This is a genomic window from Allobosea sp. 05T438 (assembly GCF_056396025.1).
The window spans coordinates 1-26,053 of the sequence record NZ_JBFTKQ010000003.1 but is presented as its reverse complement, the minus strand read 5'-3'; the positions used below and the strand labels follow the sequence as shown (position 1 = coordinate 26,053).

Genomic DNA, 26,053 nt, shown 5'->3' with positions numbered 1-26,053 from the left:
TATCCACGCAATCAGGAACAGAACCATGTCGGAACGGATCGATCAGCCCCGCCGCAGCTTCCTGAGCACGCTGGCGCTCGGAGCCGCCTTTGCACAGCTGGGCGCCGTTAGCGGCGCCAGCGCCCAGACTCGCTCGCCCTCCCCGGCGGCCGCCGGAGCCGGCCAGCACACAACCTTCGCCGCGTTGAAGCAGATCGACGCCGGCGTTCTCAACGTCGGATACGCCGAGGACGGCCCAGCGGACGGCCCGCCGGTGCTGCTGCTACATGGCTGGCCTTACGACATTCACAGCTATGTCGATGTCGCCCCGATCCTGGCGAAGGCCGGATACCGGGTGATCGTGCCGTATCTGCGCGGCTATGGCAGCACCCGCTTCCTCTCGGCCGCGACCGCGCGCAACGGCCAGCAGGCGGCACTGGCAACCGACATCATCGCCTTCATGGATGCGCTGAAGATCGAGAAGGCCGTGATCGCCGCCTATGACTGGGGCGCGCGGACCGCCAACATCGTCGCCGCGCTCTGGCCCCAGCGCTGCAAGGCGATGGTCTCGGTCAGCGGCTACCTCATCGGCAGCCAGGAGTTGAACAAGGCGCCGCTGCCGCCCAAGGCCGAGCTGCAATGGTGGTACCAGTACTACTTCGCCACCGAGCGAGGCGCGGCCGGCTACGCCAAGTACACCCATGACTTCGCCCGCCTGATCTGGGAGCTCGCCTCGCCGCAGTGGAAGTTCGACGACGCCACCTTCGCGCGTTCGGCGGCGGCCTTCGACAATCCCGACCATGTCGCGATCTCCATCCACAACTACCGCTGGCGGCTCGGCCTGGCGCAGGGCGAAGCGCAGTTCGACGCGTTGGAACAGAAGCTCGCCACCTTCCCGAGCATCGGCGTGCCGACGATCACCATCGAGGGCGACGCCAATGGCGCGCCGCATCCCGAACCCGCGGCCTATGCCAGGCGCTTCACCGGCAAGTACGAGCACCGGCTGTTCAAGGGCGGCATCGGCCACAACCCGCCGCAGGAGGCGCCGCTGGAGTTTGCCCGGGCGGTGATCGACGCCGACAAGCTTTGAGGAACTGCGAGGGAGGCGTCGAGCGCCTCCCGTTTCTGTCGCCCGTCCGATCTCTCTTGTGAAAGCGGTCCCCTCGGGGGCCGCTTTTCCTTCATATGGCCCGCCGACAAAGGCCCCGCTTTGCAGCGGGGCCTTTGCTTTCAGCTCTCAGCCGAAGGTGAAGGCGTAGGCCTCCACGCCCGGATCGAGGAAGTGGATCTCGAAGAGGCGCTCCCTGACATCGCCGGTCTGGCGGACGAGCTGGTAGAGTCGGGTTTCCGAGACCGTGCCGTTGCCCTCCGCGTCAACATCGGCGCCATGGTCGGCACCGGGCGCGGCCCCGTCGATCGCGACCTTGAACCGCACCGGCTTGCCGCCCGGTCCGGGCCCGAGCACCAAGTGAAGATCCCGCGCGCTGAAGCGATAGGCGATGCCGCCGCCAGCGCGTCCGAGGCCGGCGCTCTCCCCGGCGATCGTCCAATTGCCGTCCAGGCCCCATTGATTGAGCCTCAGTTTCCTGACGCTGTAGTCCTGCGGCCGGTCGCCCGCGACGCCTTCGGGCGAGGCGAAGCCCGCAGCCTTCAGATAACCCAGATAGCCCTCGCCCGAGCGAATATTGCCGAGATCTGCCGGGGCCTGGGCTCCCGGCGCGAGTGGGGTGACGAGCTCCGCCTGAGCCTCGCGACGGCCGGCTGCTTCGGCAAGGAGGTCCTGAATGACCCGCTCCGAACGCGCCTCGCCGCCTTCGCCGAACTGGCTGTGGCGGATATGCCCCTGCGCATCGACGAAGTAGAGCGCTGGCCAGTAGCTGTTGCGGAAGGCGCGCCAGATCCGGAAGTCGTTATCGACCGCGACCGGGTGGACGATGCCGAAGCGGGCGATCGCCTGCCGGACGTTCTCGACCTTCTTCTCGAAGGCGAACTCCGGGGTATGGACGCCGACCACGACAAGGCCCTGGTCCCTGTACTTTTCCGCCCAGGCGCGGACATAAGGCAGGGTGCGGATGCAGTTGATGCAGGAATAGGTCCAGAAATTGACCAGCACGACCTTGCCGCGGAGCTGCTCGGCGCCCAGCGGATCCGCGTTGAGCCAGCCGGTCGCGCCGTCGAGGCCGGGGGCCGCACCATAATCCGGCAGATTGCTGCGATAGGGCTGAGAGGCATTCTCTGCCGTGCGGGGCTGTCCGGCCTCGGCCCGACGCGGACCGAGCGCATCCAGCAGCCTTTGCTCGATGCCGACGGTGCCGGCGAAGGAGAGCCGGGTCAGGAAGCCCGTATCGAGGCCGAAGCCGATCGCCAGCACGCTCGCGAGAACGGCGACGCCGACGCCCTGCCGAACACGCTCGCCAACCCCGAGCGAAAGCTTCAGCGCGGCAAGGACCTGACCACCGGCCCGGAGCGCCAGCGCGAGCGAGGTTGCGGCACCCGCAGCATAGGCGGCCAGCAGCAAAGCCGTTTCCGATGAGGCTCCGTGCAGCGCGGCGCCGGTCAGCACGAGGCCCAGGATCGGGCCCGCGCATGGTGCCCAGAGCAGCCCTGTCGCGACGCCGAGCAGAAGCGAGCCGCCAACGGAACGGGCTCCCGCTTCGTCGCTCGCGGAAAGCCGCTGGCCGAGCGCGACGATGGGACGGGTGAAGATTGCGGCCGCCCGCTGCGAGACGAGCGCGACACCGAACAGCGCGAGCAGAGCAAGCGCCGCATCGCGCCCGACCTCGTTCACCTGCACGGCCCAGCTTCCGCCGATGGCGGCGAGGCTGGCGACACTCGCGAAGGTCAGCGCCATGCCGATCAGCATCGGCAGGGAGCTGCGGATGAAAGGTTGGTCGGCGCGCGAGAAGACGAACGGCAGGATGGGAAGGATGCAGGGGCTGAGGATCGTCAGCACGCCGGCGAGATAGGAGATGACGAACAAGGTCATGGCTGGTCCTCTCAAAAAGCGGCGGCGGCGCTTCTTTCGAGGCCTCCGCCGAATGCACCAGCACTCAGCTCCAGCGACGTATCTCCGATATTTCTCCGAGAGGCCGATCTGTAACGCTCTGTACCAACGGCGCCGGGCGAGCGGTCGTAAACCTCGCCCGGCGCTCTGCCGCTACCGGGACACGGCTCCGGCCGCCTCGGCGATCAGCTCCGCGACCTCGGCCGGCTTCGAGGCATAGACGGCGTGGCTCGCGGCCACCTCCCGCACCGTGCTGCCGGCCCGCGTTGCGATGTCGCGTTCGAGCGCGGGATTGATCGAGCGGTCGTCGCTCGCCACCAGCGCCCAGCTCGGCTTGCGCTTCCAGGCCGGCTCGCCGGCCTCGGTGGCGAAGGCCGCCTGCGCGGCGAACACCTGCGAATGGGCGAGGAACGCGGCTTCCGCCTTGGGCAGATCGGCCGCGAAGGCCGCAGCGAAACGCGCCGGATCGAGATAGAGATAGCCGTCCGCCGTCGCCTTGATCGCGTCGGGCGCGGCATTCGGCACCGGCTTGCTGCCGGCGAGCTTCGCCAGGCTCTCGCCCTTTTCCGGTTGGAAGGCGGCGATATAGACCAGCCCGGCGACCTTCGGGTCGTTGCCGGCATCGCTGATGACCGGCCCATCCTGCAGCGCCAGCGCACGACGAGTCGCGGCGACGTCGTCCTGGAGCGAGGTCAGCGGCTGCTGCACGACGGTGACGTTGTAGCCCCTTGCGACCAGCCTGTCCGAGACCTTGCGCCAGCCGGAGCCGTCCGCGAAGGCGCCGTGGACGATGACGATGTTGCGGATGGCCGCGGCTTCGACGGCAGAACATGTGCCCGCGATCGGCAGCACGAGCGCGCCGATGACGGCCGAGATGAAACCCTTGCGCATTGAAGCTTCCTTCCTGTTCGCTGGAGGCGATGAAGCCAGGCAAACCGACCGAGGCGGCTGCGTGCTCCCCGGCACCCTGTCGCAAGGAGGCGAGAGGTTCGACGGGAACATTGTCCGCGCCGGTAGCGGGGCGGAGAGCCGATACACGCGCTTACAATTCTCCCGCGGAAGGCCCGAGCAAACCGCCGAGGCTCTGCTATTTCTACCACGACAGAAGCCGGAAGCCTTGCTGATGGACCACATCGACCATGTGCTCGTCGTCGACGATGACCGGGAGATCCGGGATCTCGTCTCGAGCTACCTGAAGAAGAACGGGCTGCGCGTGACGACTGCCGCAGACGGGCGGCAGATGCGCGCCTTTCTCGACGCCGACCGCGTCGATCTCATCGTCCTCGACCTGATGATGCCGGGCGATGACGGGCTCGTGCTCTGCCGTGAATTGCGCGCGGGCAGGCACAAGACCACGCCGATCCTGATGCTGACCGCGCGCAGCGACGATACCGACCGGATCGTCGGGCTGGAGATGGGCGCCGACGATTATCTGGCGAAACCCTTCGTCGCGCGCGAGCTGTTGGCGCGGATCAAGGCCATTCTGCGCCGCACGCGCATGCTGCCGCCCAATCTGCAGGTGACGGAAGCCGGCCAGCTCATTGCCTTCGGCGATTGGCAGCTCGACACCACCGCCCGCCACCTGCTCGACAAGGAAGGCACTGCGGTGGCGCTGAGCGGTGCGGAATACCGCCTGCTGCGGGTCTTCCTCGACCATCCGCAGCGCGTGCTCTCCCGCGACCAGCTCCTCAACCTCACCCAGGGCCGCGAGGCGGAGCTCTTCGACCGCTCGATCGACCTGCTCGTCAGCCGTGTCAGGCAGCGCCTGCGCGACGATGCGCGCGAGCCCGCCTATATCAAGACCGTGCGCAGCGAAGGCTATGTCCTCGCCATGCCGGTCGAGATCGTGACGGCGCGGCAATGAGCGCCGCCGCCCGTATCGGCGGGTACTTGCACCTGCCTCGCACGCTGCGCTGGCGGCTTTTCCTCATCCTGTTCGCCGGCCTCGCGATCGCACACGCCCTGTCGTTCAGCCTGCAGTTCTACGAACGCACCATGAGCGCGAAGGCGACGATGTATACGACGCTGGAGAACGACGTCGCCACCTCGATCGCCCTGCTCGACCGTCTGCCGCCGGAAGAGCGCCCGCAATGGCTCGGCCTGCTGGCCCGGCGCACCTATCGCTACGAGCTTGGGCCGGGATTGCCCGGTGTCCCCGAACTCAGCCGGCGCGCGGCGGAAGTCGCTGAGACCATCAATGTCGCGGCCGGCAAGCGCTTCCCGGTCAGCGTCGAAAGCATCCCGGGCGAGCGTGAGCATCTGCAGGCCCATGTCACGCTCACTGACGGATCGCAGGTGACGATCGACATGCTGCCGGAGCTGATGCCGCTCGCGACCTGGCTGCCCTATGTGCTCCTCGCCCAGCTCTTCCTTCTCGTATTCTGCACCTGGCTCGCGGTCCGGCTGGCGATCAGGCCGCTGCTGCGGCTGGCCAGTGCGGCCGAGACCCTCGACCCCAATCGCAAGGGGGAGCGGCTCGCGGAGAGTGGCCCGGTCGAGGTCGCCTATGCGGCGACCGCCTTCAATGCGATGCGGGACCGGATCGCGCATTACCTGCAGGAGCGCGTCCAGATCCTCGCCGCGATCTCGCACGACCTCCAGACACCGATCACGCGCATGAAGCTGCGCGCCGAGATGGCGGAGGAGGGGCCGGAGAAGGACAAGCTCGTCAACGATCTCTCGGAGATCGAGCGGCTCGTGCGTGAAGGCGTCGCCTATGCGAAAAGTGCCCATGGCGATGCCGAGAAGCCGGCGCGCATCGATCTCCGCTCCTTCGTCGAGAGCATCGCCTTCGACTATCAGGACACCGGCAAGGCGGTCACGATGCCCGCGACGATCGACGCCGTCGTGGTGACGCGCCCGCATGCCCTGCGGCGCATCCTCACCAATTTGATCGACAATGCCTTGAAATTCGCCGGAGCGGCGGAGATCCAGCTCGAGAAGACGCCGGACGGAAGGCTGAAAATCCTCGTCCTCGATCGCGGACCCGGCATTCCCGCCGATCAGCTCGAAGCGGTCCTGCAGCCCTTCTACCGGCTCGAACAATCCCGCAATCGCGACACGGGCGGAACCGGCCTCGGGCTCGCCATCGCCCAGCAGCTCGCCGCGGCGATCGGCGGAAAGCTGACGCTGGCCAACCGCCCGGGCGGCGGCGTGATCGCCGAAGTGGCGCTGAGCTGAACCGGCCCCGCGGTCGAGACGACGATACGCAGCGCGCAGGCTCTGCGCGCCGCGTATCGCAAGCGGGCTCGCCTCGTCACTCCGCAGCTTGCAGGAGCGGCGTCTCGATATCGTGCCGCACAAGCGGGCGGTTGCCCGCGAGCTTCCTCATCAGCACGTAGAACACCGGCGTCAGGAAGATGCCGAAGGCGGTGACCCCGATCATGCCGGCGAAGACCGCGATGCCCATCGCCTGCCGCATCTCGGCGCCGGCCCCGGTCGAGATCACCAGCGGCACCACGCCCATGACGAAGGCGAGCGAGGTCATCAGGATGGGCCGCAGGCGCAGGCGGCTGGCCTCGATCGCCGCCTCGACCGGCGTTCTGCCCACGAATTCCAGCTCGCGCGCGAATTCGACGATCAGGATGGCGTTCTTGGCGGATAGTCCGACGAGAACCACGAGGCCGATCTGGGTGAAGACGTTGTTGTCCCCGCCCGAGAGCCAGACGCCGGTCAGCGCCGCGAGCAGGCCCATCGGGATGATCAGCAGGATTGCGATGGGCAGCGTCATGCTCTCGTACTGGGCCGCCAACACGAGGAAGACGAGCAGGATCGCGACGGGGAAGACGATCACCGCCGAATTGCCGGCCAGGATTTCCTGATAGGTCAGCTCGGTCCATTCGAAGGCGAAGCCCTTGGGCAGGGTTTCGTCGGCAATGCGCTGCACGGCGGCCTGCGCCTGGCCGGAGGAGAAGCCCGGCGCCGCGCCGGCATTGATATCGGCTGAGAGGAAGCCGTTATAACGCATGGCGCGTTCCGGGCCGGAGTCCGCGCGCACGTTCAGCACCGCGCTGAGCGGGATCATTTCGCCTGTGTTCGAGCGCACCTTGAGCTGGCCGATATGTTCCGGCTGGGCGCGGAAGGGCGCATCGGCCTGGACGCGCACGGTGTAGGTGCGGCCGAAGCGGTTGAAGTCGTTGACATAGGTCGAGCCGAGATAGGTCTGCAGTGTGTCGAAGACTTCCGTCACGGGCACCCCGAGCTGGCGGGCCTTGGTGCGGTCGATATCGGCATAGAGCCGCGGGACATTGACCTGGAAGCTCGAGAACATGCCGGCGATCTCCGGCGCGGTCGCGGCCTTGGCCATGAAGGCCTTGGTCGCCTCGTCGAGCGCGGCATAGCCGAGGCCGGCGCGATCCTCGATCTGCAGCTTGAAGCCACCGATGGTGCCGAGCCCCTGCACGGGCGGCGGCGGGAACATCGCGATGAAGGCCTCCTTGATGCCTGAGAACTCCTTGTTGAGCTGCATCGCGATGGCGTTGCCGCTCAAGGACGCGTCCTTGCGCTGGTCGAAGGGCTTCAGGCCTACGAAGACGATGCCGGAATTCGAGGAGTTGGTGAAACCGTTGATCGAGAGGCCGGGGAAGGAGATCGCGTTCTCGACGCCCGGATGCTTCAGCGCGATCTCGTCCATGCGGCGGATGACATCCTCCGTCCGGTCGAGGGTCGCGGCGTCCGGCAACTGGGCGAAGCCGACGAGATACTGCTTGTCCTGGCCGGGCACGAAGCCCGACGGCACCGCCTTGAACAGCACGCCGGTGAGGCCGAGCATGATGACATAGACCGCGAGCATCACTGCGCGATGCGAGATGACCCGGCGCACGCCGCCGCCATAGGCCTCCGAGGAGCGGTTGAAGAAGCGGTTGAAGGCGCGGAAGAACCAGCCGAACAGCTTGTCCATGGCGCGCGTCAGCCCATCCTTGGGAGCGTGATGGCCCTTCAGCAGCAGCGCCGCCAAGGCCGGTGACAGGGTCAGCGAGTTGATCGCCGAGATCACCGTCGAGATCGCGATGGTCAACGCGAACTGGCGGTAGAACTGCCCGGTCAGGCCCGAGATGAAAGCGAGCGGCACGAAGACCGCGACCAGCACCAGCGCGATCGCGATGATCGGGCCGGAGACCTCGCGCATCGCCTTGTAGGTCGCTTCGCGCGGCGAAAGACCGTTCTCGATATTGCGCTCGACATTCTCGACCACGACGATCGCATCGTCGACGACGATGCCGATGGCGAGCACCAGCCCGAACAGGCTCAGCGCATTGATCGAGAAGCCGAGGAGGTACATCACCGCGAAGGTGCCGACGACCGAGATCGGCACCGCGACGAGCGGGATGATCGAGGCGCGCCAGGTCTGCAGGAAGACGATGACGACGAGCACGACGAGCGCGACCGCCTCCAGCAGCGTCGAGATCACCGCCTTGATCGAGGCGCGCACGAACTGGGTGGTGTCGTAGACGATCGAGTAGTCGACGCCTTCCGGCATGTTCTGCTTGATCTCGCGCATCACCTCCTGCACGTGATCGGCGATCGCGATGGCGTTCGAGCCCGGTGCCTGGAAGACCGGTACGGCTACGGCCGACTTGCCGTTGAGCAGCGAGCGCAGCGCATATTCGGCGGCGCCGAGCTCGATGCGGGCGATGTCTTTCAGCCGCACGACCGCGCCGTCCGTGCCGGTCTTGACGATGATCTCGCCGAACTGCTCCTCGGTCTGGAGGCGGCCTTGCGCGTTCACCGAAAGCTGGAGGTCGAGGCCCGGCGCATTCGGCGAGGCGCCGATGACGCCGGCCGCGGCCTGAACGTTCTGGGCGCGGATCTCGCGCACGACGTCGCCGGGCGAGAGCCCGTGCTCGGCGACCTTCTGCGGATCGAGCCAGACGCGCATCGAGTAGTCGCCGGAGCCGAAGAGCTGGACCTGTCCGACGCCGTCGATGCGCGCGAGCCGGTCCTTGACGTTCAGCACCGCGTAATTGCGCAGATAGGTCATGTCGTAGCGGCCGTTCGGCGAGGTGATGTGGACCACCATCGTCAGGTCCGGCGAGCTCTTGACCGTGGTGACGCCGAGGCGCCGCACCTCCTCGGGCAGGCGCGGTTCGGCCTGGCTGACGCGGTTCTGGACAAGCTGCTGGGCCTTGTCCGGGTCGGTGCCGAGGCGGAAGGTGACGTTCAGCGTCATGACGCCGTCGGTCGTCGCCTGGCTCGACATGTAGAGCATGCCCTCAACGCCGTTGATCTGCTCCTCGATCGGCGTCGCCACCGTCTCGGCGATCACGCGCGGGCTGGCGCCGGGATATTGCGCCCGCACGACGACCGTCGGCGGGACGACCTCGGGATATTCCGAGATCGGCAGGGCCCTGATCGAGAGCAGCCCGGCCAGGAAGATCAGGACGGAGAGGACCGCCGCGAAGATCGGCCGGTCGATGAAGAACTTGGAGAGATTCATGGGGCGCCCCTTCGGAGCGGTTATCTTGTTGGGAAAGCACCGTCATGCTCGGGCTTGACCCGAGCATCTCGGAAACCAGTGTCTTCTGGTCATGAGATTCTCGGGTCTGCGCTCCGCTTCGCCTGAGAATGACGGCTGTGGTCTCAGCGTTGAGCGAGTTCGGTCGCGGGCTTCCTGAGCTCGCTCTTCTGCGCCATCGGCACCGGCTCGGCTGCGACGGCTGCACCCGGCCGCACGCGCTGCAGCCCGTTGACGATGATGCGCTCGCCGGGCTTCAACCCGGCGTTAACGACGCGCAGCCCGTCATGCGTGGCACCGAGGGAAACCTCGCGCCACGCAGCCTTGCCGTCGTCGCCGACGACGAAGACGAATTTCTTGTTCTGGTCGGTGCCGACGGCGCGCTCGTTGATGACGAGCTGCGGCTCGGCCTTGGCTTGGCCGAGCTGCACCCGCACGAACTGGCCGGGCATCAGCTTGCCATTCGGATTGTCGAGCAGGGCGCGGGCCCGCACCGTGCCGCTGGCGCCGTCGATGCCGTTATCGACGAAATGCAGCCGGCCGCGGAACTGGGCCGCATCGGCGGTCGCCGTCATCAGCCGGACCGGGATCTGCTCCAGAGCGCGTGAACCGTCAGGCAGCGAGGCCAGCGCGTCGAGCACGCTGCGCTCGTCAGCATTGAAGGCCGCATAGATCGGATCGACCGAAAGCAGCGAGGTCAGCACCTGGCCGCCGGCCGCGATCAGGTTGCCGACGGTGACGTCGAGCCGGCCGATGCGGCCGCTGATCGGCGCGCGGATCTGCGTGTAGTCGAGATTGAGCTGCGCCGTGCGGCGGGCAGCTTCGGCAGCGCGGAGATTGGCCTGGGCCTCGCGCAGAGCGTTCACGCGGGTGTCGAGGTCGCGCTGCGACAGGTTGCGGCTGGCGCTGAGCTGCTGGCCGCGCTCGTTCTCGCTCTCGGCAAGCGCGACGCGCGCCTGTGCGGCAAGCACCTGCGCCTGGACCCGCTCGAGTTCGGCGAGATAGGGCGCCTGGTCGATGCTGACGAGCAGTTCGCCCTGCTTCACCAGATTGCCCTCGCGGAAATGCACGGCCTCGACGACGCCGGATACGCGCGAGCGCAATTCGACCCGCTCGATCGCCTCGAGTCGGCCCGAGAACTCGGCCCAGGGCACGATCTCCCGCGCCTCCACAGTCGCGACGGAGACCGGCACGGCGGGAGCGGGAGCGGGGGTGGTGTCGCCCTGCGCGCGGCCGCCGGAGAGGGCAAAGGCGATGACGGCAGTCAGCGCGACGGAGGCGGCGAGACCGGCCAAAAGGCCGCGACGGTTCGTTCCCTGAATCATAGGGGTCGGTCCTTCCTTGAAAATGCTGGGAGATGATCGGAAAGAGGGCCCGCTAGGACGGCGCGGTCCGCTCATAGAAGGCAGCGATCTCGCCGCAGGTCTTGCACAGACAGGAGCCTTCCTCCGCCGCATCCGCATAGGCCTGCGGCCAGCGCGTCGGCGCAGGAAGCTCGACATGGCGAACGGCGACGCCGGCGTGACCGAGGCGGGAAGCGTATTGCGCCGCCTCGTCGCGCATCGGGTCGTCCTGCGCGCTGATCAGCAGCGCCGGCGGCAGGCCGGCGAGGCGCGTCGCCTGCAGCGGTGCCGCATAGGGATGGGCGGCTCGCTCGGGCGTGCCGAGATAGTCGGCCCAGCCATCGGCCCAGCGGCAACCGACCGGGCCGGCCTGGGCGCCGCGCAGGGACGCCGTGCCGAGGCAGGCATCGAGCATCGGCGAAAGCAGGATCTGCCCGGCGAGAGCCGGGCCGCCGCGGTCCCGCGCCATCATGGCGAGCGCGGCGGCGAGGTTTCCGCCGGCTTCCTCGCCCGCGACATAGATGGGCGCGCCGCGTGTCGCCCAGCGAGACCGCCCTATGGCAAGAGCCTCGAGCGCCCCATAGATGCGTTCGAGCGTCTCGGGGAAACGCTGGACCGGCGCGAGCGGATAGGAGAGCGAGAACACGACCGCGCCGGCCTCGGTCAGGGCCGTGGCAACGGCTTGCCCTTCCGCCGGCGAGCCGCTGTTGAAGTGACCGCCATGGAGATGCAGCACGAGTCCGGCATCGTCCGGAACCTCGGCGGGAACATAGAGCCGGCCCGAGAAGGTCTCTCCACGGGCGCTCAGGCTTTCTTCCCGCCAGAAGACGGAAAGCACCGGCTGCAGCTTCTGCGCGGCGATCGCGGGCATTGACTCACCCTCGCTGTTGCGTTGCAGCACGAATTAGTGAATCGCCGTTTCGAAATAAATAAGCTATTCGCTCATTCATTATTCACAATCAGAAACAATCGAGCATCTCATGGACCAACTGACCGCCATGCGGGCGTTCGTGCGTGTCGTCGAGACCGGCACCTTCACCCGCGCGGCCGATCTCCTCGACATGCCCAAGCCGACTGTGACGAAGCTGATCCAGCAGCTCGAAACGCATCTGCGCGCCAAGTTGCTGAACCGGACGACGCGGCGCGTGACCGTGACCATGGACGGCGCGGCCTATTACGAGCGGGCATTGCGCCTGCTCGACGAATTGGCCGAGCTCGACGCCAGCCTCACGCTGGCGCAGGCGCGCCCGAGCGGCCGTCTCAGGGTCGATTGCAGTTCGGCGTTGGCGATCACCGTGATCATTCCGGCGCTGCACGAATTCCATGCCCGCTATCCGGACATCCAGCTCGATCTCGGCCTCAGCGACCGCCCGGCCGATCTCATCGGCGAGAACCTGGATTGCGCGGTGCGCGCCGGCGAGATCGCGGACCAGACCCTGATCGCCCGGCGGATCGGGGAAATGCAGCTCATCACCTGCGCCTCGCCCGACTATCTCGCCCGCTTCGGCACGCCGCGCCATCCGCGCGACATCGAAGACGGCCACCAGATCGTCGCCTATCGGCCGGCGCTCGGCGGCCGCGTGCTGTCGATGATCTATCAGAACCGGGCCGAAACGATCGAGATCAACGGTCGCTACACCATCTCGCTCAATGACGGCACGGGCTACCTCGCCGCCGGCCTCGCGGGCCATGGCATCGTGCAACTGCCGACCTTCATGGCCCGCGAGCCGATCGTGGACGGGCGGCTTGTGCCGCTCCTGCTCGATTGGTGCGCGGCGCCGAAGCCGCTTCACATCGTCTATCCGCCGAACCGGCACCTCAGCAACAAGGTGCGCGTTTTCGTCGACTGGCTGGCGGAGCTGTTTGCGAAGGACGATCTCGTCGGGAATGCGAATGGCGTTTCAATGCTCTGCCCGGCGCTGCAGTTCGCGGCCAAGCAAGCTGCCGACCAAGCCCCGGAAAGAGGCCTGGTCGGGACCGCCTGAGCCAAGGAGCACGACCGGTTGCCCGCACTGCTCGGGACGCAGTCGCGTCATGCGGATCCGTCGAAGCTTGTACCGCTGAGGAGGACGCCGAGCCGGATGAGGCGGCTATCGGCAACCGCCGCGATGCGATGCGCCATCGCTTCCCGGTAGGCAGGATCGCGCAGCATCTCGGCGAAAGCAGCGGGGCTGGGATATTCGGCGATGAAGCAGATATCCCAGCGCTCCTCTTCCGGACCGATCATTCCGAGCTCGAACCCGCCCCTCCAGGCGATCCGGCCGCCGAGCCGGGTAAACACGGGTGCGCTGATCCGGCTGTAGCTGGCATAGGCCTCCGCGCCGGTCGCTTTCCGCCCGCCGGGATAGCGGGCTTCGGCGTGCAACCGGATCAGGTTCAGCATCTGAACCGGGCCCGGCCGGTTGTCTGCGCAAAAGTCGGCGAAGGTCTCGCGCGTGAAGGTTGTGAAACCCGTCATGCTTGGTCTCCCGGCCTAGGCGACGGCGTCACGCGACCACGATCCGGGATAATCCGGCTTGCGGCGCGCGATCCAGGCATCGAGCCCTTCCCGCAGATCGGCGGTCGGCGCCATCCGGGCGAATTGCTCGCCTTCGACCAGGAGCCCCTCCGCAATGCTCTGGTTGAGGCCGCGCGTAACCGCCCGCAGGATGCTCGCTGCCGCGAGCGGCGAATGCCGCAGGATGCGGCTGGCCAGGTCGCGCGCAGCGGGCATGAGCTGGTCATGCGCTACGACCTGATTGACGAGGCCGAGCGCAAGGGCATGCTCCGGCGAAAACACGTCGCCGGTCAGCAGCAGCTCGAGCGCGCGCTTGCGTCCGGCGAGCCGGGGCAGGCGCTGAGTTCCGCCGAAAGTCGGCGGCATGCCGAGATTGATCTCCGGCTTGGCGAAGGAAGCGTGCTCGCTCGCGATCGCCAGCGGCACGGCCTCGGTGATCTCGCAGCCGCCGCCGAAGGCGAGGCCGTTGACCGCGGCGATGACCGGCTTGGGGAAGGCCTCCAGACGGGCCGTGAGCCGCTGGCCGCGTGCCACGAAGTCCCGCATCGCGACATCGGCGCCGCGAGCGACGCTTTGCGAGAATTCGTGGATATCGCCTCCGGCGGAGAAGGCGCGCTCGCCGGCGCCCGTCAGGATGACGGCCCGCACGCCGTCATCGGTCTCGATCGCATCCAGCAGCGCGAGCAGGCGGTCGATCAACGCGTAATTCAGGGCGTTGAGCCGGTCGGGGCGGTTGAGGGTGAGGGTCGCGATCGCATCGCGGGTCTCGATCAGGACGAGCTCGGCCATGGGCGTTTCTCCAGCAAGGTTGCCGGAAAAAATCGACGCCATCGCGCTTGGTGTACACTCACTAGTCGGTATACATTGCCGATATGCCGGATGCCACGAACCCGACGCGCAAGCGCATTGTCGATGCCGCGACGAAGCTCTTCTATGCGGAAGGCATCGGCCGCGTCAGCATGGACGCTGTGGCCGAGAAGGCGGGCCTCACCAAGCGGACGCTCTACTATCATTTCAAGAGCAAGGACGATCTGGTCGCCGCCTATCTCGAAGCCCGAGATCAGCCCAACCTGAAACAGATGGCTGGCTGGTTCGGGGCAGCCGATGGCGGGGTCGACCGCAAGGTCGAAGCGATCTTCGCCAATCTGGCCCGTGTCGCGAGGCATCCGAAATGGAAGGGCTGCGGTTTCCTGCGCACCGCCGCGGAATTGGCTGCCATGCCCGGCCACCCTGCCATCAAGGCGGGGGCACGGCACAAGGCGAACTTCGAAAACTGGCTGGCCGGCGAGATGCAGAGCCGCGGCCTTGCCGACCCGCAGATTTTGGCCCGTGAAATCGTCCTGCTGATGGATGGCGCCTTTTCGATCATGCTGATCCATCGCAATCCGGATTATATCGAGGCGGCCGGCCGCGCCGCGGGATTGCTTGTCAGGACGCGCAACCCGGCAAATGAATGAAGCGCGAGTGCCTCGTGGCTCGTGCAAAAGAAGGTAATAAATTGTTATTCATCATGTTTTCGATTGAACGGGTTTGACGCATGCACACCGTCAAGGTCATCGGTATCGGCTTTGCCCTGCTCGGCATTCTGCTCGTCGCCGCGCCCCGGCTTGCCATCTCGGCCAGCCGGCCGATCGCATTCGCAATCCGGCTGTTCCTGCCGCTCTGGCTGGCCGGCGCCCTCATCAACCTCTGGATCGGCGTCAGCCGAGCGGGCTATACGGTGGTGGAGGAAGCGCCCATCTTCCTTATCGTCTTCGGCGTGCCGGCGATCGCCAGCCTGCTGATCCTCTGGTTGACCTCGCGAATTGCCCGATGAGCCTTCAATCCGTCCGCGCCTTCTTCGCCGAACACGCTCCCGACATAGCCGTCATCGTGACCGATGAGAGCAGCGCCACCGTGCCGCTCGCTGCCGCGGCTCATGGCGTCGAGCCCGGCCAGATCGCCAAGACGCTCTCGCTGCGCATCGGCGAGGAGGTCGTCCTGGTCGTGACGCGCGGCGATGCGCGGCTCGACAACAGGAAGGCGAAGGCCGGGCTCGGCGGCAAGCCGCGCATGCTCGGCCAGGAAGAGGTCGAAGCCCTGACGGGGCACCCGGTCGGCGGCGTCTGCCCCTTCGGCCTCGCAACGCCGCTCAAGGTCTATTGCGACGTTTCGCTCAAGGCCTTCGACATGGTCGTCCCGGCAGCAGGCTCGACGCACAGCGCACTGCGAATCGCACCGCAGCGCATGGCCGAGCTGACCGAAGCCCAATGGGTCGATGTCTGCCAGGAGGTGGGCGCCCAGGAAGCCGTCGCGACCGCCTGAGGCTCAGCCCTTGGTTCGTGCGATCAGCTCCATCGCCGCCGCGGGATTACGGACCTTCCCGCCGCTGATCACGTAGAGGAAGACGTCGCGCTTCTGCTTGGGCGCGGCCGGTCCGACCGTCTCCAGCCCCTCCGGCACTCCGCCCTCAGCCCAATCCTGCGCTGCCTTGGCCCAGCGAGCGAGACCGGTCTCGGAATAACCCGTCGGCTCGGCTTCCTGCGTGCCCATGATGCGCGCATAGACGAAGGGCGCCGTCACATCCGCGATCTGCGTGTAATCGGCATCGGCCGAGGTGATGACGGCGACGCCGTACTCACGCAGCAGCGCGATGAAATCGGGCGTGCGGAAGCTGTCGTGCCGAACCTCGACGGCATGGCGCAGCGAGATGCCGTCCAGCTCCTTGGGCAACAGCTTGAGGAACGCCTCGAAATCCTCGGGATCGAATTTCTTTGTCGGCATGAACTGCCAATTGATCGGTCCGAGCTTGTGCCTGAGCTCGGTCAATCCGCTGGTCAGGAATTTCTCGACCGAGGGACCGGCCTCAGCAAGCACGCGCCGGTTGGTGCAGAACCGCGAGCCCTTCAATGCGAAGACGAAATCCTTCGGCGTGTCCTCGCGCCATTTCGCGAAGCTCTCCGGCTTCTGCGAACCATAATAGGTGCCGTTGATCTCGATCGAGGTGAGCTTGCTCGCAGCGTATTCGAGCTCGCGCTTCTGCGGCAGATCCTTCGGGTAGAAGGCTCCGCGCCAGGGTTCGTAGACCCAGCCGCCGATGCCGATATGGATCTTGCCTGCTTCGCACGCCATGGTCTGCTCCATCTCTCCGGATCTTCGATCCTGCCGCGGTGGCTCGTCACGCACCACCCGTTTTCAGCGATTGGCCATGCTCATGCTACTGCGGCTGGCGCGCCCCCCTGTCAGCAGAGGTGGACGCCTCGGAAGCCGCCGGCATAATGCGAGCGTCTCTCCCGTGGGTCGTGATTGAAAGCGCCCGATGAAACCGGAACTGACTCACGCCAATCGACATGTGGGTGACCGCCTTCGGCTGCTTCGCGGCAAGATGGGTCTCGCTCAGAAGGACATCGCCCGCCTGCTCGGTGTCTCGCATCAGCAAATCGGGAACTACGAGGATGGGTCTGATCGGCTGACCGCCGGCGCGATCTTCATTCTCTCTCAGCGGCTGGGCGTCGATCTGCATTTCTTCTTCGAAGGCTTAGCCGTGTTTCCATCGGCGGACGGCTTCGCCGAGGGGCCGGCCGCCGACTACGAGGCCGAGCCTGTGCCGCCATCGGAAAGCCACCGGTTGGACGAGGCGTTCGCGCGAATCCGTTCGCGAAAACAGCGGCTGCTCGCGATCCGTCTGGTCGAGGCCGTTGCGGCCGATGGAAAGAGCGAAGCAGAAGGCAAATCTGCCGACGCATCACAGGCCAATCCATAGACCGGGATGCACCCAGCAAGATTCGCTTGGAACAACGAAGCTGGCGTGGCGAACCGGCCGATGGCGCTCCATTGGCCGCGACTTAAACCGCAATCCGCGGCCGATCTCACCTTGCCCTTGCAGTCTGGAACGCAAGCGGCGGCGGCGAATGCAGCGGCCGCCTTGTCGACACTGACCGCCTCCTGAACGTTAGCTGCTGCGCCGTGATCAGGCTTTGAGGTGGAACGTCACGAGCAGGGTGATCTCGGAGCCCTCTTGCAGCGTCGCGGCAACGCGCAGGAAGTTGCCGAAATGGCTGAGCCTCTGAAACGTGACGGCGTCCTTCGCCGGAGGCAGGTCGAACTCCGAACCCTCGGCGCACCAATGCATCCCGTCTGCCGAAATTTCGACCCTGGCTTTCGGCAAGGGCCCCTTCGGCTCCTTGAGCGCACGGATGAAGACGATCGCTTCCTTCGCCCAGCCGGCCTCGTAGGGTTCGGTCGCGCTTGTCCCCGTCCAGATCTCGTTGCGGGCAACGACGGCAGTGAGGTTCTCGGGCAGCATCAGAAATCCCCCGAAAGGCAGACGGAGTCGAGATAGGCGAAAGCGCGTTTGTCGGTATCCGTCTCGGCGAAGAAGGCGAGGTTCAGCATGCACCACAGGTTCTTCATCGCGGGGATGCGGATGCAGTCGAAGCCGTCCATCGCGAAGACCCGGTCGTTGACCTGAAAGCGCGTGGCCTGCATCGCGGCAAGGTCGAAGTCGAAGCGCAGATAGTGCCAGTTCACCTTGGTCGGGATCTCGTTGTAGCAGAGCCGCTGCTCGCCGCCGGGCAGGTCCTCCCAGTCCTCGGGAGCGAGATGGTAATGCGTGATCGTCTTGCCGGCGGTGCCGATCGGCTTGATCGGCGTCGTCTTGCGCTTGAACTGCCAGCGCTGGATGTGCTGCCCGTCCTGCGCGTTGAGGAAGCGCAGATGCGGCATCACCCGGTCGCCAGGCCCTGACGTATCGCCGATCTGGAGATCGTAGAGGAAACCGAAGGAGCGGATATCGGTTTCCGAGAGCGCGAGTTCTGTCGCCTCGGGCTTGAAGGTGAAATAGGCCTCGAGCCGGATCGGCCCGGCCTTGCGGAAGGTCAGGCGCTTGATCGCCACGTTCTGCGCGCCCTTTTTCGGGCGGGTGGCGATCTTCAGCGCATAGGAGCCATCGACGCCGCCATGCGAACCGAAATCCCAGTTCGGCAGGGTCGAGAGCATCGCGTGGCTGTGCTGGGCATAGCCCGGCAGCATCGCGTCCAGCGTATCCTCGTAATTGCCGACGAGCTGTGTCCAGCCGCACATGCCGCGGTCGAAATCGTCGAGGCAGATGATCCGCGGCAGCGGGTCGAACCGGCTAAGCTGCGGATCGCTCTCGCGGATTGCGCGTCTGAGATCGTCGAGTTGGGTCATGGCTTACCCCTTCACCGCGCCGGCGGTCAGGCCCGCGACGAGGTGTTTCTGCATGAGGATGACGAAGGCGAGCACGGGCACGAGCTGCACGGTCGAGGCGGCGAAGAGCACGCCCCATTCGACGCCTTCGACGGCGCCGATCATCTCGGATATCACCAATGGCGCGGTCTTCGCCTTGGTGGTCGTGAAGATGAAGGCGAAGAGGAACTCGTTCCAGGCGTAGACGATGACGAAGACCGAGACCGCAAGCATCCCCTGCGCCGCCATCGGCAGGATGACGCGGGCGATGATCTGCATCTGCGAGGCACCGTCCATCATCGCGGCCTCGTCCAGCTCGCGCGGGATCTGGTCGATGAAGGTCCGCATCACCACCGTCCCCAGCGAGACGAAGAAGGTGGCGTAGAGCACGATCAGCACGAAATGCGTGTCGTTGAGCCCGAGCCAGTTCACCACCGGGAACAGCGGCAGCGTGATCACGATCGGCGGGATCAGCCGGATGAAGATCAGGAAGAAGGCCGAGGCCTGCAGGCCGCGCGAGGCGAAGCGCGAATAGGCGAAGCCGGCGAGCAGGGAGACGCCGACCGCGAGCAGCGTCGCGCCCACCGTGACGAGGAGGCTGTTCCACAGGCCGAAGAAGAAATCGCCCCAGCGGCTCCACAGCGCCTGGTAGTTCGCCAGCGTCGGCGCAAAGGAAAAGGCGCCGGTGGTCGAGAAGATGTCGCGATCGGACTTGAAGGACGATAGCGCGATCAGCCCGATCGGCACCAGCGACCAGGCGACGACCGCGAGCACACCGACGAGCTTCAAGACATGGCGAAGCAGCTTAGGCACGCGCGAACATCTCCTTGTAGAGCCGGCGGAGGTAGAACAGCGCGAGCAGGAGCGAGGCGAGCACGAGCAGCCAACCTGTGGCGGCGGCCGGGCCGAAGGCGTTGTACCGGAAGGCTTCGAGATAGAGATAGACCGCCATCACCTCGGTCGACCGCGCTGGCCCGCCGCCGGTCATCAGCCAGACCTCGGAGAATAGGCGGAAGGCGAAGATGTAGCGGAACAGCGCGGCGATCAGCAGCGCCGGCATCAGCAGCGGCAGCGTAATGCGACTGAACGACGTCCAGGCCGAGGCGCCGTCGATCGAGGCGGCCTCATAGAGATCGGTCGGAATCGAGAGCCGCGCCGCATAGAGGATGATGAACGAGAAGGGCAGGTGCAGCCAGATCGAGAGCAGGCTGACCATGGCGAGGCCATGGCTCGGATTCACAGCCCATTCGATCGGCGGCAGGCCGATGGTGGCCAGAAGCCGGCTCATCATCCCGACATCCGGCTCGAACAAATAGCGCCACATCACCACCGCCGAGACCTCGCTCACCGCATAGGGCGCGAGCACGATGGCGAGCAGGAGAGGGCGAAACGGCACGCCCGAGGCGAAGAACAGCGCCATGCCGAGCCCGATCAGCAACTCGACATGCACGACCACGGCGACGACGATCACCGTGTTCAGCAGCGCCTTCCAGAAATAGGGGTCGGCCAGCACCTTGGCGTAATTGGCGAGGCCGACGAATGTCGCCTGCTGGCCGAAGGAGGACTGGTTGAGGCTGAGCCAGAAGACATAGATCGCCGGCAGGAAAATGATCCCACCGATCATCAACTGGACCGGCGTGACTAGCGCGATTGCGGAAATGGGCGTGCGGGCGGTCATGGATATGCCCTCCCCACAGGACCACAGGCTCCCACCCACGAGCCCTCATCCTGAGGAGCCGCGTCAGCGGCGTCTCGAAGGATGCTCCAGAAGGCTCCGAAGCCCCCTGAAATATCCTTCGAGACGCGCCTGCGGCGCTCCTCAGGATGAGGGCTCGAATGGGAGCGTGAGAACGCGTACCGACGAGGGGCCATGATCACGCCACCCGGAAGCGCTTCAGCGCCTCGCGGTCGATCGCGATGCCGAGGCCGGGCCCTTGCGGGATCGCGAGCTTGCCATCGACGAGCTGCGAGCCTTCGCCGACGAGCGGATACGTGAAGGCATCGCGCAGCGGGTTCTCGTAGACCATGCATTCGAAGGTGCGGAAGCTCTCCGCAGCCGCTGCCAGTTGCAGGCTCGCGGCGACGCAGATCGCGCCCGACCAGCCGACATGCGGCGCATAGGCGGTATTGAAGGCCGCGGCGAGCTCGGCGATGCGCCATGTCTCGGTGATGCCGCCGGAGCGCGTGACGTCCGGCTGGATCAGGCCGAGGGAGCGATCCTGCAGCATGGTCAGCGCCTCGCCCGCGACGAAATCGCTCTCGCCCGCGGCGAGCCGGATCGGCAGATGCTGCGCGAGGCGCCGGTAGCCCTCACGATCATGCGGGGCGATCGGCTCCTCAAAGAAGCCGTAGCCGAGATCGGCGAGCGCCCGCCCGACGATCAGCGCGTCGTCGACGTCATAGGCCCAATTCGCATCCACATAGAGCGCGATGTCGTCGCCTGCGAGCCTGCGGATCAGCTTGGCCCGCGCCACCGCATCGTTGAGTGGGTGGCCGAGCTTGACCTTGATCTCGCGGAAGCCGGCCTTGAGTGCCGCCGCCACCTCGGCCTCGACCGTCGCATCGTCGAGCCAGTTGATCGAGGAGGCATAGGCGGGAACCTCCTTGCGCCCCATCCCCCCGAGCAACCGATGAATCGGCTCCCCCGCCTGCTTCCCTGAAATGTCCCAAAGCGCGATATCGACCGCAGCGATCGCCTCGACGACCTGCCCGCCAGGGCGGCCGGAGAGGGCGGCACGCATCGCCTTCCAGAGCGCTCTGCGGTCGGCAGCGTCGCGCCCGATCAGTCGCGGAACCAATGCTTCCTCGATGAAGCGCGCGTAGCCGGCAGCGCCGCGCCGGCACAGCCCCTCGCCGAAACCGACGGTTCCGTCCTCGGTCTCGATCTCGACCACGACGATCTCGATCGCGGGGTAGTCGCCCTGCGAGGTCCGCTGGACCTTGGGCAGCGTCGCCCGCAACGGATGGACATCAACTTTGGCGATGCGGCTGGCCGACATGCGGCATGACCCTCCCGAGACGCGTCGCTGAACGACATATACTTATCTGATAGGTTGAACAGTTGCCAAGGAACGCGGCATCTGTCAATGATCGCCACCGGAGGAAGTTGATGAGCGATATCGCCCGTTCGGTGCTGGATGCTGACGACCCGTTCGCGGGTGGCGATGTCGTGCCCATGCGTCTTGGCGATGCCGTGATCCAGCGGATCACGCAGGCGATCCATGAGGGGCGGCTGAAGCCGGGCGATTCCCTGCCTTCGGAAGCGCGCATCGCGGCCTCTTTCGGCGTCAGCAAGCCGATCGCGCGCGAGGCCATCCGGCAGCTTGCGGCAATGGGCGTCGTGCATATCCAGCAGGGTAAGCCCACGCGGGTGCAGGCGCTCGACGCGGCGCCGCTCGACCGCTTCTATCGCTTCGCCGTGCGCGGCCGCGCCAATGGCCTGACCGAGGCGGTGGAACTGCGCCGCATCCTCGAGCCGCCGATCGCAGCGCACAGCGCCCAGCGGCGCTCGGACGAGGATATCGAGAAGCTCGACCTCATCCTCGCCCGCATGGAGGATGCGCTCGGCAACGTGCCGCGCTGGATCGAGGCCGATCTCGATTTTCATGAAGCCGTGGCGGCCTCATCGGGCAACCGCCTGCTCGATTTCCAGATCCGGGGCCTCAGGCCGGTCATTCGCGAAGTGATGGAGATCTTCAACTCGCGCGAGGCGCGCGGTCCCGACGACTGGCAGCGCACTTTCGAGCGGCATGTCCGTGTCGTCGACGCGATCCGGGCCGGCGATCCCGCCGCAGCCTCTGCCGCCATGAACAAGCATTTCGAAGCGGCAGAAGCCGCCATCGCGGAACTCGCGAACCACAGGGAGGATCACCATGAGCCAGAGGACGACGCTCGACCGTAGACAGTTCGGGGCCGGCATCCTGGGGTTGAGCTTCGCCGGGCTCGGCAGCGCGGCGCAGGCGCAGAGCGGCCCGTTCAACGTCTTCACCCACCGCGTCATGCAGACAGTCGCGACCGGCGCGCAGGGCGGCGACATAACCAAGGACTGGGCGCAGAAGAACGGCGTCACCGTCCAGTGGACCACCTTCGACACCGGGCCTCTGCAGGAGCGGCTGTTCCGCGAGGCAAGCCTCGGCGAGACTTCCGTCGATGTCGGCTTCGTCGTCAATACGCAGGTTGTGCCGCGCGCCGCGAGCCTGTTCGAGCCGCTCGACGATTACCTGAAGAAAGATCCGGTCGAGGACCCGGCCGACATCTTTCCCGGCCTGATGCAGGGCATGAAGGTCGGTGGCCACCAGCTCGCCGTCCCCTTCCGCCACGCCTCCTCCGGCCTGCACTACAATGAGGAAATCCTGGCCGAGAAGGGCTTCTCCAAGCCCCCGGCGACGATCGAGGAGATGATCGAGATCGCCAAGGCCTGCAGCTATCGCCGCAGCGACGGCACACAGGTCGTGGGCTTGTGCACGCCGGGCGTGACCTACCCCAATGTGATCGACCTCGCCCGCGCCTGGGATGGCGACTTCATCACTCCCGACTTCAAATGCGTCGCCGACCAGCCGCCGATGCTGAACGCGATCCGCACCTTGCGCGAGCTTTTCCAGATCAACGCCTTCCCGCGCAGCTTCGCGACACTCTCGCCCGAGGACGTCAATGTCTGGATGCAGCAGGGCCGGGCCGCAATGAGCCTGCAGAGCATGGGCCGCAACCGCATCTACAACGATCCGCAGAAATCGAAATTCCCCGGCAAGATCAATACCATCGCGGTCCCGGCCTCGAAAACGCTCGCCGGCAAATACGATGCTGCCCCGGCGAAGGTCGAGTTCTGGGGCATGGTCATTCCGAAGAACGCCAGGCGCAAGGACCTCGCCTGGAGCTTCATCAAGGCGATGACCGCCAAGGATGCGACGCTGAAGGCCGCGCTCAACGGCAACGGCCCGGTGCGCGCCTCGACCTATGCGGACCAGGGCTTCGCCGGTACCGTGCCCTATGCCGCCGAGGAACTGAAGGTGCTCAAGGTCGCGCGCGTGCCGATGCCGGCCTTCGACGAAGCCGCGCGTGCCGGCGACCTGTTCAAGGAAGAGGCGGAAGCCGCCGTGCTTGGCATGAAGACGCCTGAGGAGGCGATGGCCGCGCTGGTCAAGCGCGTGCAGCCGCTGCTGCCGGCCTGAACGACCGACAGAAGCGGCGCGATGACAGCGTCGAAACAACATCCCGGAGGACAATCGATGACATCCCGCGTCTCGCGCCGCCGGTTCGGCGCGCTCACTGGTGCCGCGGCCGCCGCGGTGCTTCTCCCGCGCAGCGTCGTTGCCCAGGCGAAGACGCTGACCGCGCTCGGCCACCGAGTCCATCAGACCGCAGCCACGACCGGCCCCGGCGGGGACGCGACCGAAGCGTTCCGCAAGGCTGCCGGAGCCGATGTCAGCTGGGTCACCTTCGGCGATGTCAACGCGGTACATGAACGATTGCTGCGCGAAGCCTCGCTGTCGGAGACCTCGATCGACGTCGCCTATCTCGTCAACGGTCGGGCGGTTCCGCGCAACCTGCAGCTCTTCGAGCCGCTCCACGCGCTGATGAAGCAGGCTCCGATCGAGGCCTTCGACGATTTCGCGCCCGGCCTGATCGCGCCGCTCAAGGTGGGCGATGCGCTGCACGGCATCCCGGTTCGCCATGCGACCAATGCCCTGATCTACAACGAGGCCCTGCTCGAGGAGCGCGGCGTCACCAAGCTGCCGACGACATTCGAGGAGCTGACGGAACTCGCCCGCAAGCTGACTTTCAAGCGCGAGGATGGCACGCAGGTCTATGGCCTCGCCTTCACAGCCGTCTTCGCCTCGAATTTCCTGACGCTCGCACGCTGCCTCGGCGGCGACTACATGACCACCGACGGTAAGATCGTCGCGGCCGAGCCGCCGATGGTCAAGGCACTCACCCTGCTCGCCGATTTCTACAAGGCCGGCGTGCTGCCGCGGAATTTCGCGACGGTGAACAACGAGGAGATCACCACCTGGATGCAGCAGGGCCGGGCCGCGATGACGATCAACCCCTTTGCCCGCCTCGTCACCTATAACGACCCGTCCAAGGGCAAATATGGCGGGCGCTTCAAATCGCTGCTGCCGCCGATGGCCGCCGACCTTTCCGGCAAGGTCGCCTTCGCACCGACAGTCGAGTTCTGGTCGCTGATGATTCCGAAGAATGCCAAGCAGAAGCCCCTGAGCTGGGAGTTCATTCGCGCTTTGTCCTCGAAGGCAGGCACGACCGCCATGGCGCTGAACGGCAACGGCCCGGTCCGCATCTCGACTTATGCCGATGAGAAGCTCACGGCGGCGATGCCATATGCAGCCGACGAGGCCGCCGCACTCAAGGCCTCGCGCATCCATCTGCCCGCCTTCGACGAACAAGCGCGCGCCCACGACATCTTCATCGAGGAGACACAGGCTGCCGTGCTCGGCCGCAAGCCGGCGCAGCAGGCGATGGACGATGCGACGGCGCGCGTGAAGCCGCTGCTCGGCTGATGGCAGGCGCGCTTTCCGGGCGTGTTGCGCTCGTCACCGGCGCCGCCCGAGGGATCGGCCTTGCCATTGCGTCCGCTCTCGCAGGCGCGGGTGCGCGCCTTATCGTCCACGACCGCGACGACGAGGCGGAAGCTGTTGCGCGCCGGCTCGGCGGTGAGGACGGTGGCGCTAAAGCTCTCATCGCCGATCTCGCACAGCCGGGCGCTGTCCGCGACATCGTGGGCAAGCTTGAGCGGCAAGCGCTTTCACCCGACATTCTCGTCCTCTGCGCCTCGATGGAGGTTCGCCAGACGCTCGACGCTTTGAGCGACGATGCCTTGGCGGCGCAGGGCGAAGTCAATCTGCACGCGACGGCGCGGCTTCTGAAAGCCTTCCTGCCCGGCATGCAGGCCCGGGGCTTCGGCCGCGTCATCGCGATCGGTTCCGTGCAGGAGGCGCGCGCCAATGCCGATTGCCTCTACTACGCCGCCACCAAGGCCGCGCAGACGAACATGATGCTTAACCTCGCACGCACCACACGGGCAGATGATATCACCTTCAACATCATTCAGCCGGGCGCCATCCGCACCGATCGCAACCGCGCGATTCTTGCGCAGCCTGGTCGGGAACAGCAGGCTCTCGCGCAAATCCCCCTCGGCCGGGTCGGCCGCGCCCGGGACTGCGCCGGGATCGCGCTTCTGCTCTGCTCACCGGAGGGCAGCTATATCAACGGTGCCACAATCGCGGTGGATGGTGGGATGAGACTTTGATCGCTGAGGTTGTCGGCGTCGCTAGAGGCTAAGCCGTGTGGTGCCGGCTGGTGCTCCCTGGCGTGCAGGATCTGAGTTGTGGCGTCTGGCTGGAGTTTTCTGGCGACTTGGCGCGGATGCCGGGCTTGCGCTCTGAACGATCGAAAGCCCGCCTTTTGAGGGGCGGGCTTTTGATTTGGTTGCGGGGGCCAGATTTGAACTGACGACCTTCAGGTTATGAGCCTGACGAGCTACCGGGCTGCTCCACCCCGCGTCAACGATTGGGCCTTAGGCGTCCTGGGTTTGCGGTGAGGCGTTTCCAGGGACGATTTGGGCTTTAAACGGC

General features: G+C 66.2%; 25 protein-coding genes and 1 tRNA gene. 12 read left to right on the top strand and 14 right to left on the bottom strand.

Annotated elements, in window-relative coordinates; genetic code table 11:
* Positions 1 to 25 precede the first annotated feature (25 nt).
* Positions 26 to 1,069, top strand: coding sequence for an alpha/beta fold hydrolase (locus tag AC1DIN_RS08560; protein WP_476809413.1), 1,044 nt, complete (start codon positions 26 to 28; stop codon positions 1,067 to 1,069).
* Between the two features lie 147 nt (positions 1,070 to 1,216).
* Here AC1DIN_RS08560 and AC1DIN_RS08555 read toward each other — a convergent pair whose 3' ends face one another.
* On the bottom strand, positions 1,217 to 2,965 hold the full coding sequence (locus AC1DIN_RS08555) for a cytochrome c biogenesis protein DipZ (RefSeq protein ID WP_476809412.1): 1,749 nt from the start codon (positions 2,963 to 2,965) through the stop codon (positions 1,217 to 1,219).
* A gap of 171 nt (positions 2,966 to 3,136) precedes the next feature.
* Entirely contained in the window at positions 3,137 to 3,874 is a 738-nt protein-coding gene (locus AC1DIN_RS08550) for an alpha/beta fold hydrolase (RefSeq protein WP_476809411.1), read from the bottom strand.
* A 232-nt stretch (positions 3,875 to 4,106) separates the two neighbouring features.
* Here AC1DIN_RS08550 and AC1DIN_RS08545 point away from each other — a divergent pair, with 232 nt between their 5' ends.
* Together AC1DIN_RS08545 and AC1DIN_RS08540 are read left to right on the top strand one after the other, a co-directional pair.
* Positions 4,107 to 4,847 carry a response regulator gene (locus tag AC1DIN_RS08545; protein ID WP_441469477.1) on the top strand — a complete coding sequence of 247 codons (741 nt, stop codon included), beginning with the start codon at positions 4,107 to 4,109 and terminating at the stop codon, positions 4,845 to 4,847.
* Positions 4,844 to 6,163 (top strand): ATP-binding protein, encoded by a 1,320-nt coding sequence (locus tag AC1DIN_RS08540; protein WP_476809410.1) that lies wholly within the window; start codon positions 4,844 to 4,846, stop codon positions 6,161 to 6,163. The genes AC1DIN_RS08545 and AC1DIN_RS08540 overlap by 4 nt, the downstream gene beginning before the upstream one ends.
* A 76-nt stretch (positions 6,164 to 6,239) precedes the next feature.
* Here the strand turns inward: AC1DIN_RS08540 and AC1DIN_RS08535 are convergent, their stop codons facing one another.
* The 3 genes from AC1DIN_RS08535 to AC1DIN_RS08525 all read right to left on the bottom strand — a co-directional run bounded on the left by AC1DIN_RS08535 (position 6,240) and on the right by AC1DIN_RS08525 (position 11,651).
* Positions 6,240 to 9,419: an efflux RND transporter permease subunit gene (locus AC1DIN_RS08535; RefSeq protein WP_476809409.1), complete on the bottom strand. Its 3,180-nt coding sequence runs from the start codon at positions 9,417 to 9,419 to the stop codon at positions 6,240 to 6,242.
* Between the two features lie 143 nt (positions 9,420 to 9,562).
* Positions 9,563 to 10,762 (bottom strand): efflux RND transporter periplasmic adaptor subunit, encoded by a 1,200-nt coding sequence (locus tag AC1DIN_RS08530; protein ID WP_476809408.1) that lies wholly within the window; start codon positions 10,760 to 10,762, stop codon positions 9,563 to 9,565.
* 52 nt (positions 10,763 to 10,814) lie between these two features.
* Positions 10,815 to 11,651 (bottom strand): alpha/beta hydrolase fold domain-containing protein, encoded by an 837-nt coding sequence (locus AC1DIN_RS08525; RefSeq protein WP_476809407.1) that lies wholly within the window; start codon positions 11,649 to 11,651, stop codon positions 10,815 to 10,817.
* A 109-nt stretch (positions 11,652 to 11,760) separates the two neighbouring features.
* Between AC1DIN_RS08525 and AC1DIN_RS08520 the strand changes: the two genes are divergently transcribed.
* The gene (locus AC1DIN_RS08520; RefSeq protein ID WP_441469482.1) at positions 11,761 to 12,765 is read left to right on the top strand and encodes a LysR family transcriptional regulator; all 1,005 of its coding nucleotides are present in this window, start codon (positions 11,761 to 11,763) and stop codon (positions 12,763 to 12,765) included.
* A gap of 47 nt (positions 12,766 to 12,812) precedes the next feature.
* On the opposite strand, the gene AC1DIN_RS08515 is transcribed toward AC1DIN_RS08520, so the two are convergent.
* Both AC1DIN_RS08515 and AC1DIN_RS08510 read right to left on the bottom strand, forming a co-directional pair.
* Positions 12,813 to 13,238, bottom strand: coding sequence for a DUF1330 domain-containing protein (locus AC1DIN_RS08515; protein ID WP_476809406.1), 426 nt, complete (start codon positions 13,236 to 13,238; stop codon positions 12,813 to 12,815).
* Between the two features lie 15 nt (positions 13,239 to 13,253).
* Positions 13,254 to 14,066, bottom strand: coding sequence for a crotonase/enoyl-CoA hydratase family protein (locus tag AC1DIN_RS08510; protein ID WP_476809405.1), 813 nt, complete (start codon positions 14,064 to 14,066; stop codon positions 13,254 to 13,256).
* Between the two features lie 83 nt (positions 14,067 to 14,149).
* Here AC1DIN_RS08510 and AC1DIN_RS08505 point away from each other — a divergent pair, with 83 nt between their 5' ends.
* The 3 genes from AC1DIN_RS08505 to AC1DIN_RS08495 all read left to right on the top strand — a co-directional run bounded on the left by AC1DIN_RS08505 (position 14,150) and on the right by AC1DIN_RS08495 (position 15,581).
* Positions 14,150 to 14,734, top strand: coding sequence for a TetR/AcrR family transcriptional regulator (locus AC1DIN_RS08505; protein WP_476809404.1), 585 nt, complete (start codon positions 14,150 to 14,152; stop codon positions 14,732 to 14,734).
* Positions 14,735 to 14,814: 80 nt separating this feature from the next.
* Entirely contained in the window at positions 14,815 to 15,093 is a 279-nt protein-coding gene (locus AC1DIN_RS08500; RefSeq protein ID WP_476809403.1) for a hypothetical protein, read from the top strand.
* Positions 15,090 to 15,581: a YbaK/EbsC family protein gene (locus AC1DIN_RS08495; RefSeq protein ID WP_476809402.1), complete on the top strand. Its 492-nt coding sequence runs from the start codon at positions 15,090 to 15,092 to the stop codon at positions 15,579 to 15,581. Before AC1DIN_RS08500 ends, AC1DIN_RS08495 begins: the two co-directional genes overlap by 4 nt.
* Positions 15,582 to 15,584: 3 nt before the next feature.
* Here AC1DIN_RS08495 and AC1DIN_RS08490 read toward each other — a convergent pair whose 3' ends face one another.
* Positions 15,585 to 16,388, bottom strand: coding sequence for a DUF72 domain-containing protein (locus tag AC1DIN_RS08490; RefSeq protein ID WP_476809401.1), 804 nt, complete (start codon positions 16,386 to 16,388; stop codon positions 15,585 to 15,587).
* A gap of 187 nt (positions 16,389 to 16,575) precedes the next feature.
* On the opposite strand from AC1DIN_RS08490, the gene AC1DIN_RS08485 reads away from it, so the two are divergent.
* Positions 16,576 to 17,019 (top strand): helix-turn-helix domain-containing protein, encoded by a 444-nt coding sequence (locus AC1DIN_RS08485; protein ID WP_476809400.1) that lies wholly within the window; start codon positions 16,576 to 16,578, stop codon positions 17,017 to 17,019.
* A gap of 207 nt (positions 17,020 to 17,226) precedes the next feature.
* Here the strand turns inward: AC1DIN_RS08485 and AC1DIN_RS08480 are convergent, their stop codons facing one another.
* From AC1DIN_RS08480 to AC1DIN_RS08460, 5 genes are all read right to left on the bottom strand, one after another.
* Positions 17,227 to 17,562, bottom strand: coding sequence for a hypothetical protein (locus AC1DIN_RS08480; RefSeq protein WP_476809399.1), 336 nt, complete (start codon positions 17,560 to 17,562; stop codon positions 17,227 to 17,229).
* Positions 17,562 to 18,446: a DUF6772 family protein gene (locus AC1DIN_RS08475; protein WP_476809398.1), complete on the bottom strand. Its 885-nt coding sequence runs from the start codon at positions 18,444 to 18,446 to the stop codon at positions 17,562 to 17,564. The genes AC1DIN_RS08480 and AC1DIN_RS08475 overlap by 1 nt, the downstream gene beginning before the upstream one ends.
* Positions 18,447 to 18,449: 3 nt before the next feature.
* On the bottom strand, positions 18,450 to 19,277 hold the full coding sequence (locus AC1DIN_RS08470) for a carbohydrate ABC transporter permease (protein ID WP_476809397.1): 828 nt from the start codon (positions 19,275 to 19,277) through the stop codon (positions 18,450 to 18,452).
* Positions 19,270 to 20,142: a carbohydrate ABC transporter permease gene (locus AC1DIN_RS08465; RefSeq protein ID WP_476809396.1), complete on the bottom strand. Its 873-nt coding sequence runs from the start codon at positions 20,140 to 20,142 to the stop codon at positions 19,270 to 19,272. The genes AC1DIN_RS08470 and AC1DIN_RS08465 overlap by 8 nt, the downstream gene beginning before the upstream one ends.
* A gap of 196 nt (positions 20,143 to 20,338) precedes the next feature.
* Positions 20,339 to 21,463 carry a mandelate racemase/muconate lactonizing enzyme family protein gene (locus AC1DIN_RS08460; RefSeq protein ID WP_476809395.1) on the bottom strand — a complete coding sequence of 375 codons (1,125 nt, stop codon included), beginning with the start codon at positions 21,461 to 21,463 and terminating at the stop codon, positions 20,339 to 20,341.
* A gap of 110 nt (positions 21,464 to 21,573) precedes the next feature.
* Between AC1DIN_RS08460 and AC1DIN_RS08455 the strand changes: the two genes are divergently transcribed.
* Genes AC1DIN_RS08455 through AC1DIN_RS08440 form a run of 4 tightly spaced genes read left to right on the top strand, consistent with a single transcriptional unit; the run spans position 21,574 to position 25,728 of the window.
* A complete protein-coding gene (locus AC1DIN_RS08455; RefSeq protein WP_476809394.1) occupies positions 21,574 to 22,365 on the top strand; it encodes a FadR/GntR family transcriptional regulator in 792 nt (263 codons plus the stop codon).
* Positions 22,337 to 23,632 (top strand): ABC transporter substrate-binding protein, encoded by a 1,296-nt coding sequence (locus AC1DIN_RS08450; protein ID WP_476809393.1) that lies wholly within the window; start codon positions 22,337 to 22,339, stop codon positions 23,630 to 23,632. Before AC1DIN_RS08455 ends, AC1DIN_RS08450 begins: the two co-directional genes overlap by 29 nt.
* A gap of 57 nt (positions 23,633 to 23,689) precedes the next feature.
* Positions 23,690 to 24,979, top strand: a complete 1,290-nt coding sequence (locus tag AC1DIN_RS08445; RefSeq protein WP_476809392.1) for an ABC transporter substrate-binding protein — start codon at positions 23,690 to 23,692, stop codon at positions 24,977 to 24,979.
* The gene (locus AC1DIN_RS08440) at positions 24,979 to 25,728 is read left to right on the top strand and encodes an SDR family NAD(P)-dependent oxidoreductase (protein ID WP_476809391.1); all 750 of its coding nucleotides are present in this window, start codon (positions 24,979 to 24,981) and stop codon (positions 25,726 to 25,728) included. Before AC1DIN_RS08445 ends, AC1DIN_RS08440 begins: the two co-directional genes overlap by 1 nt.
* Before the next feature lie 176 nt (positions 25,729 to 25,904).
* On the opposite strand, the gene AC1DIN_RS08435 is transcribed toward AC1DIN_RS08440, so the two are convergent.
* A tRNA-Met gene (locus tag AC1DIN_RS08435) sits at positions 25,905 to 25,981 on the bottom strand.
* Between the last annotated feature and the right edge of the window lie 72 nt (positions 25,982 to 26,053).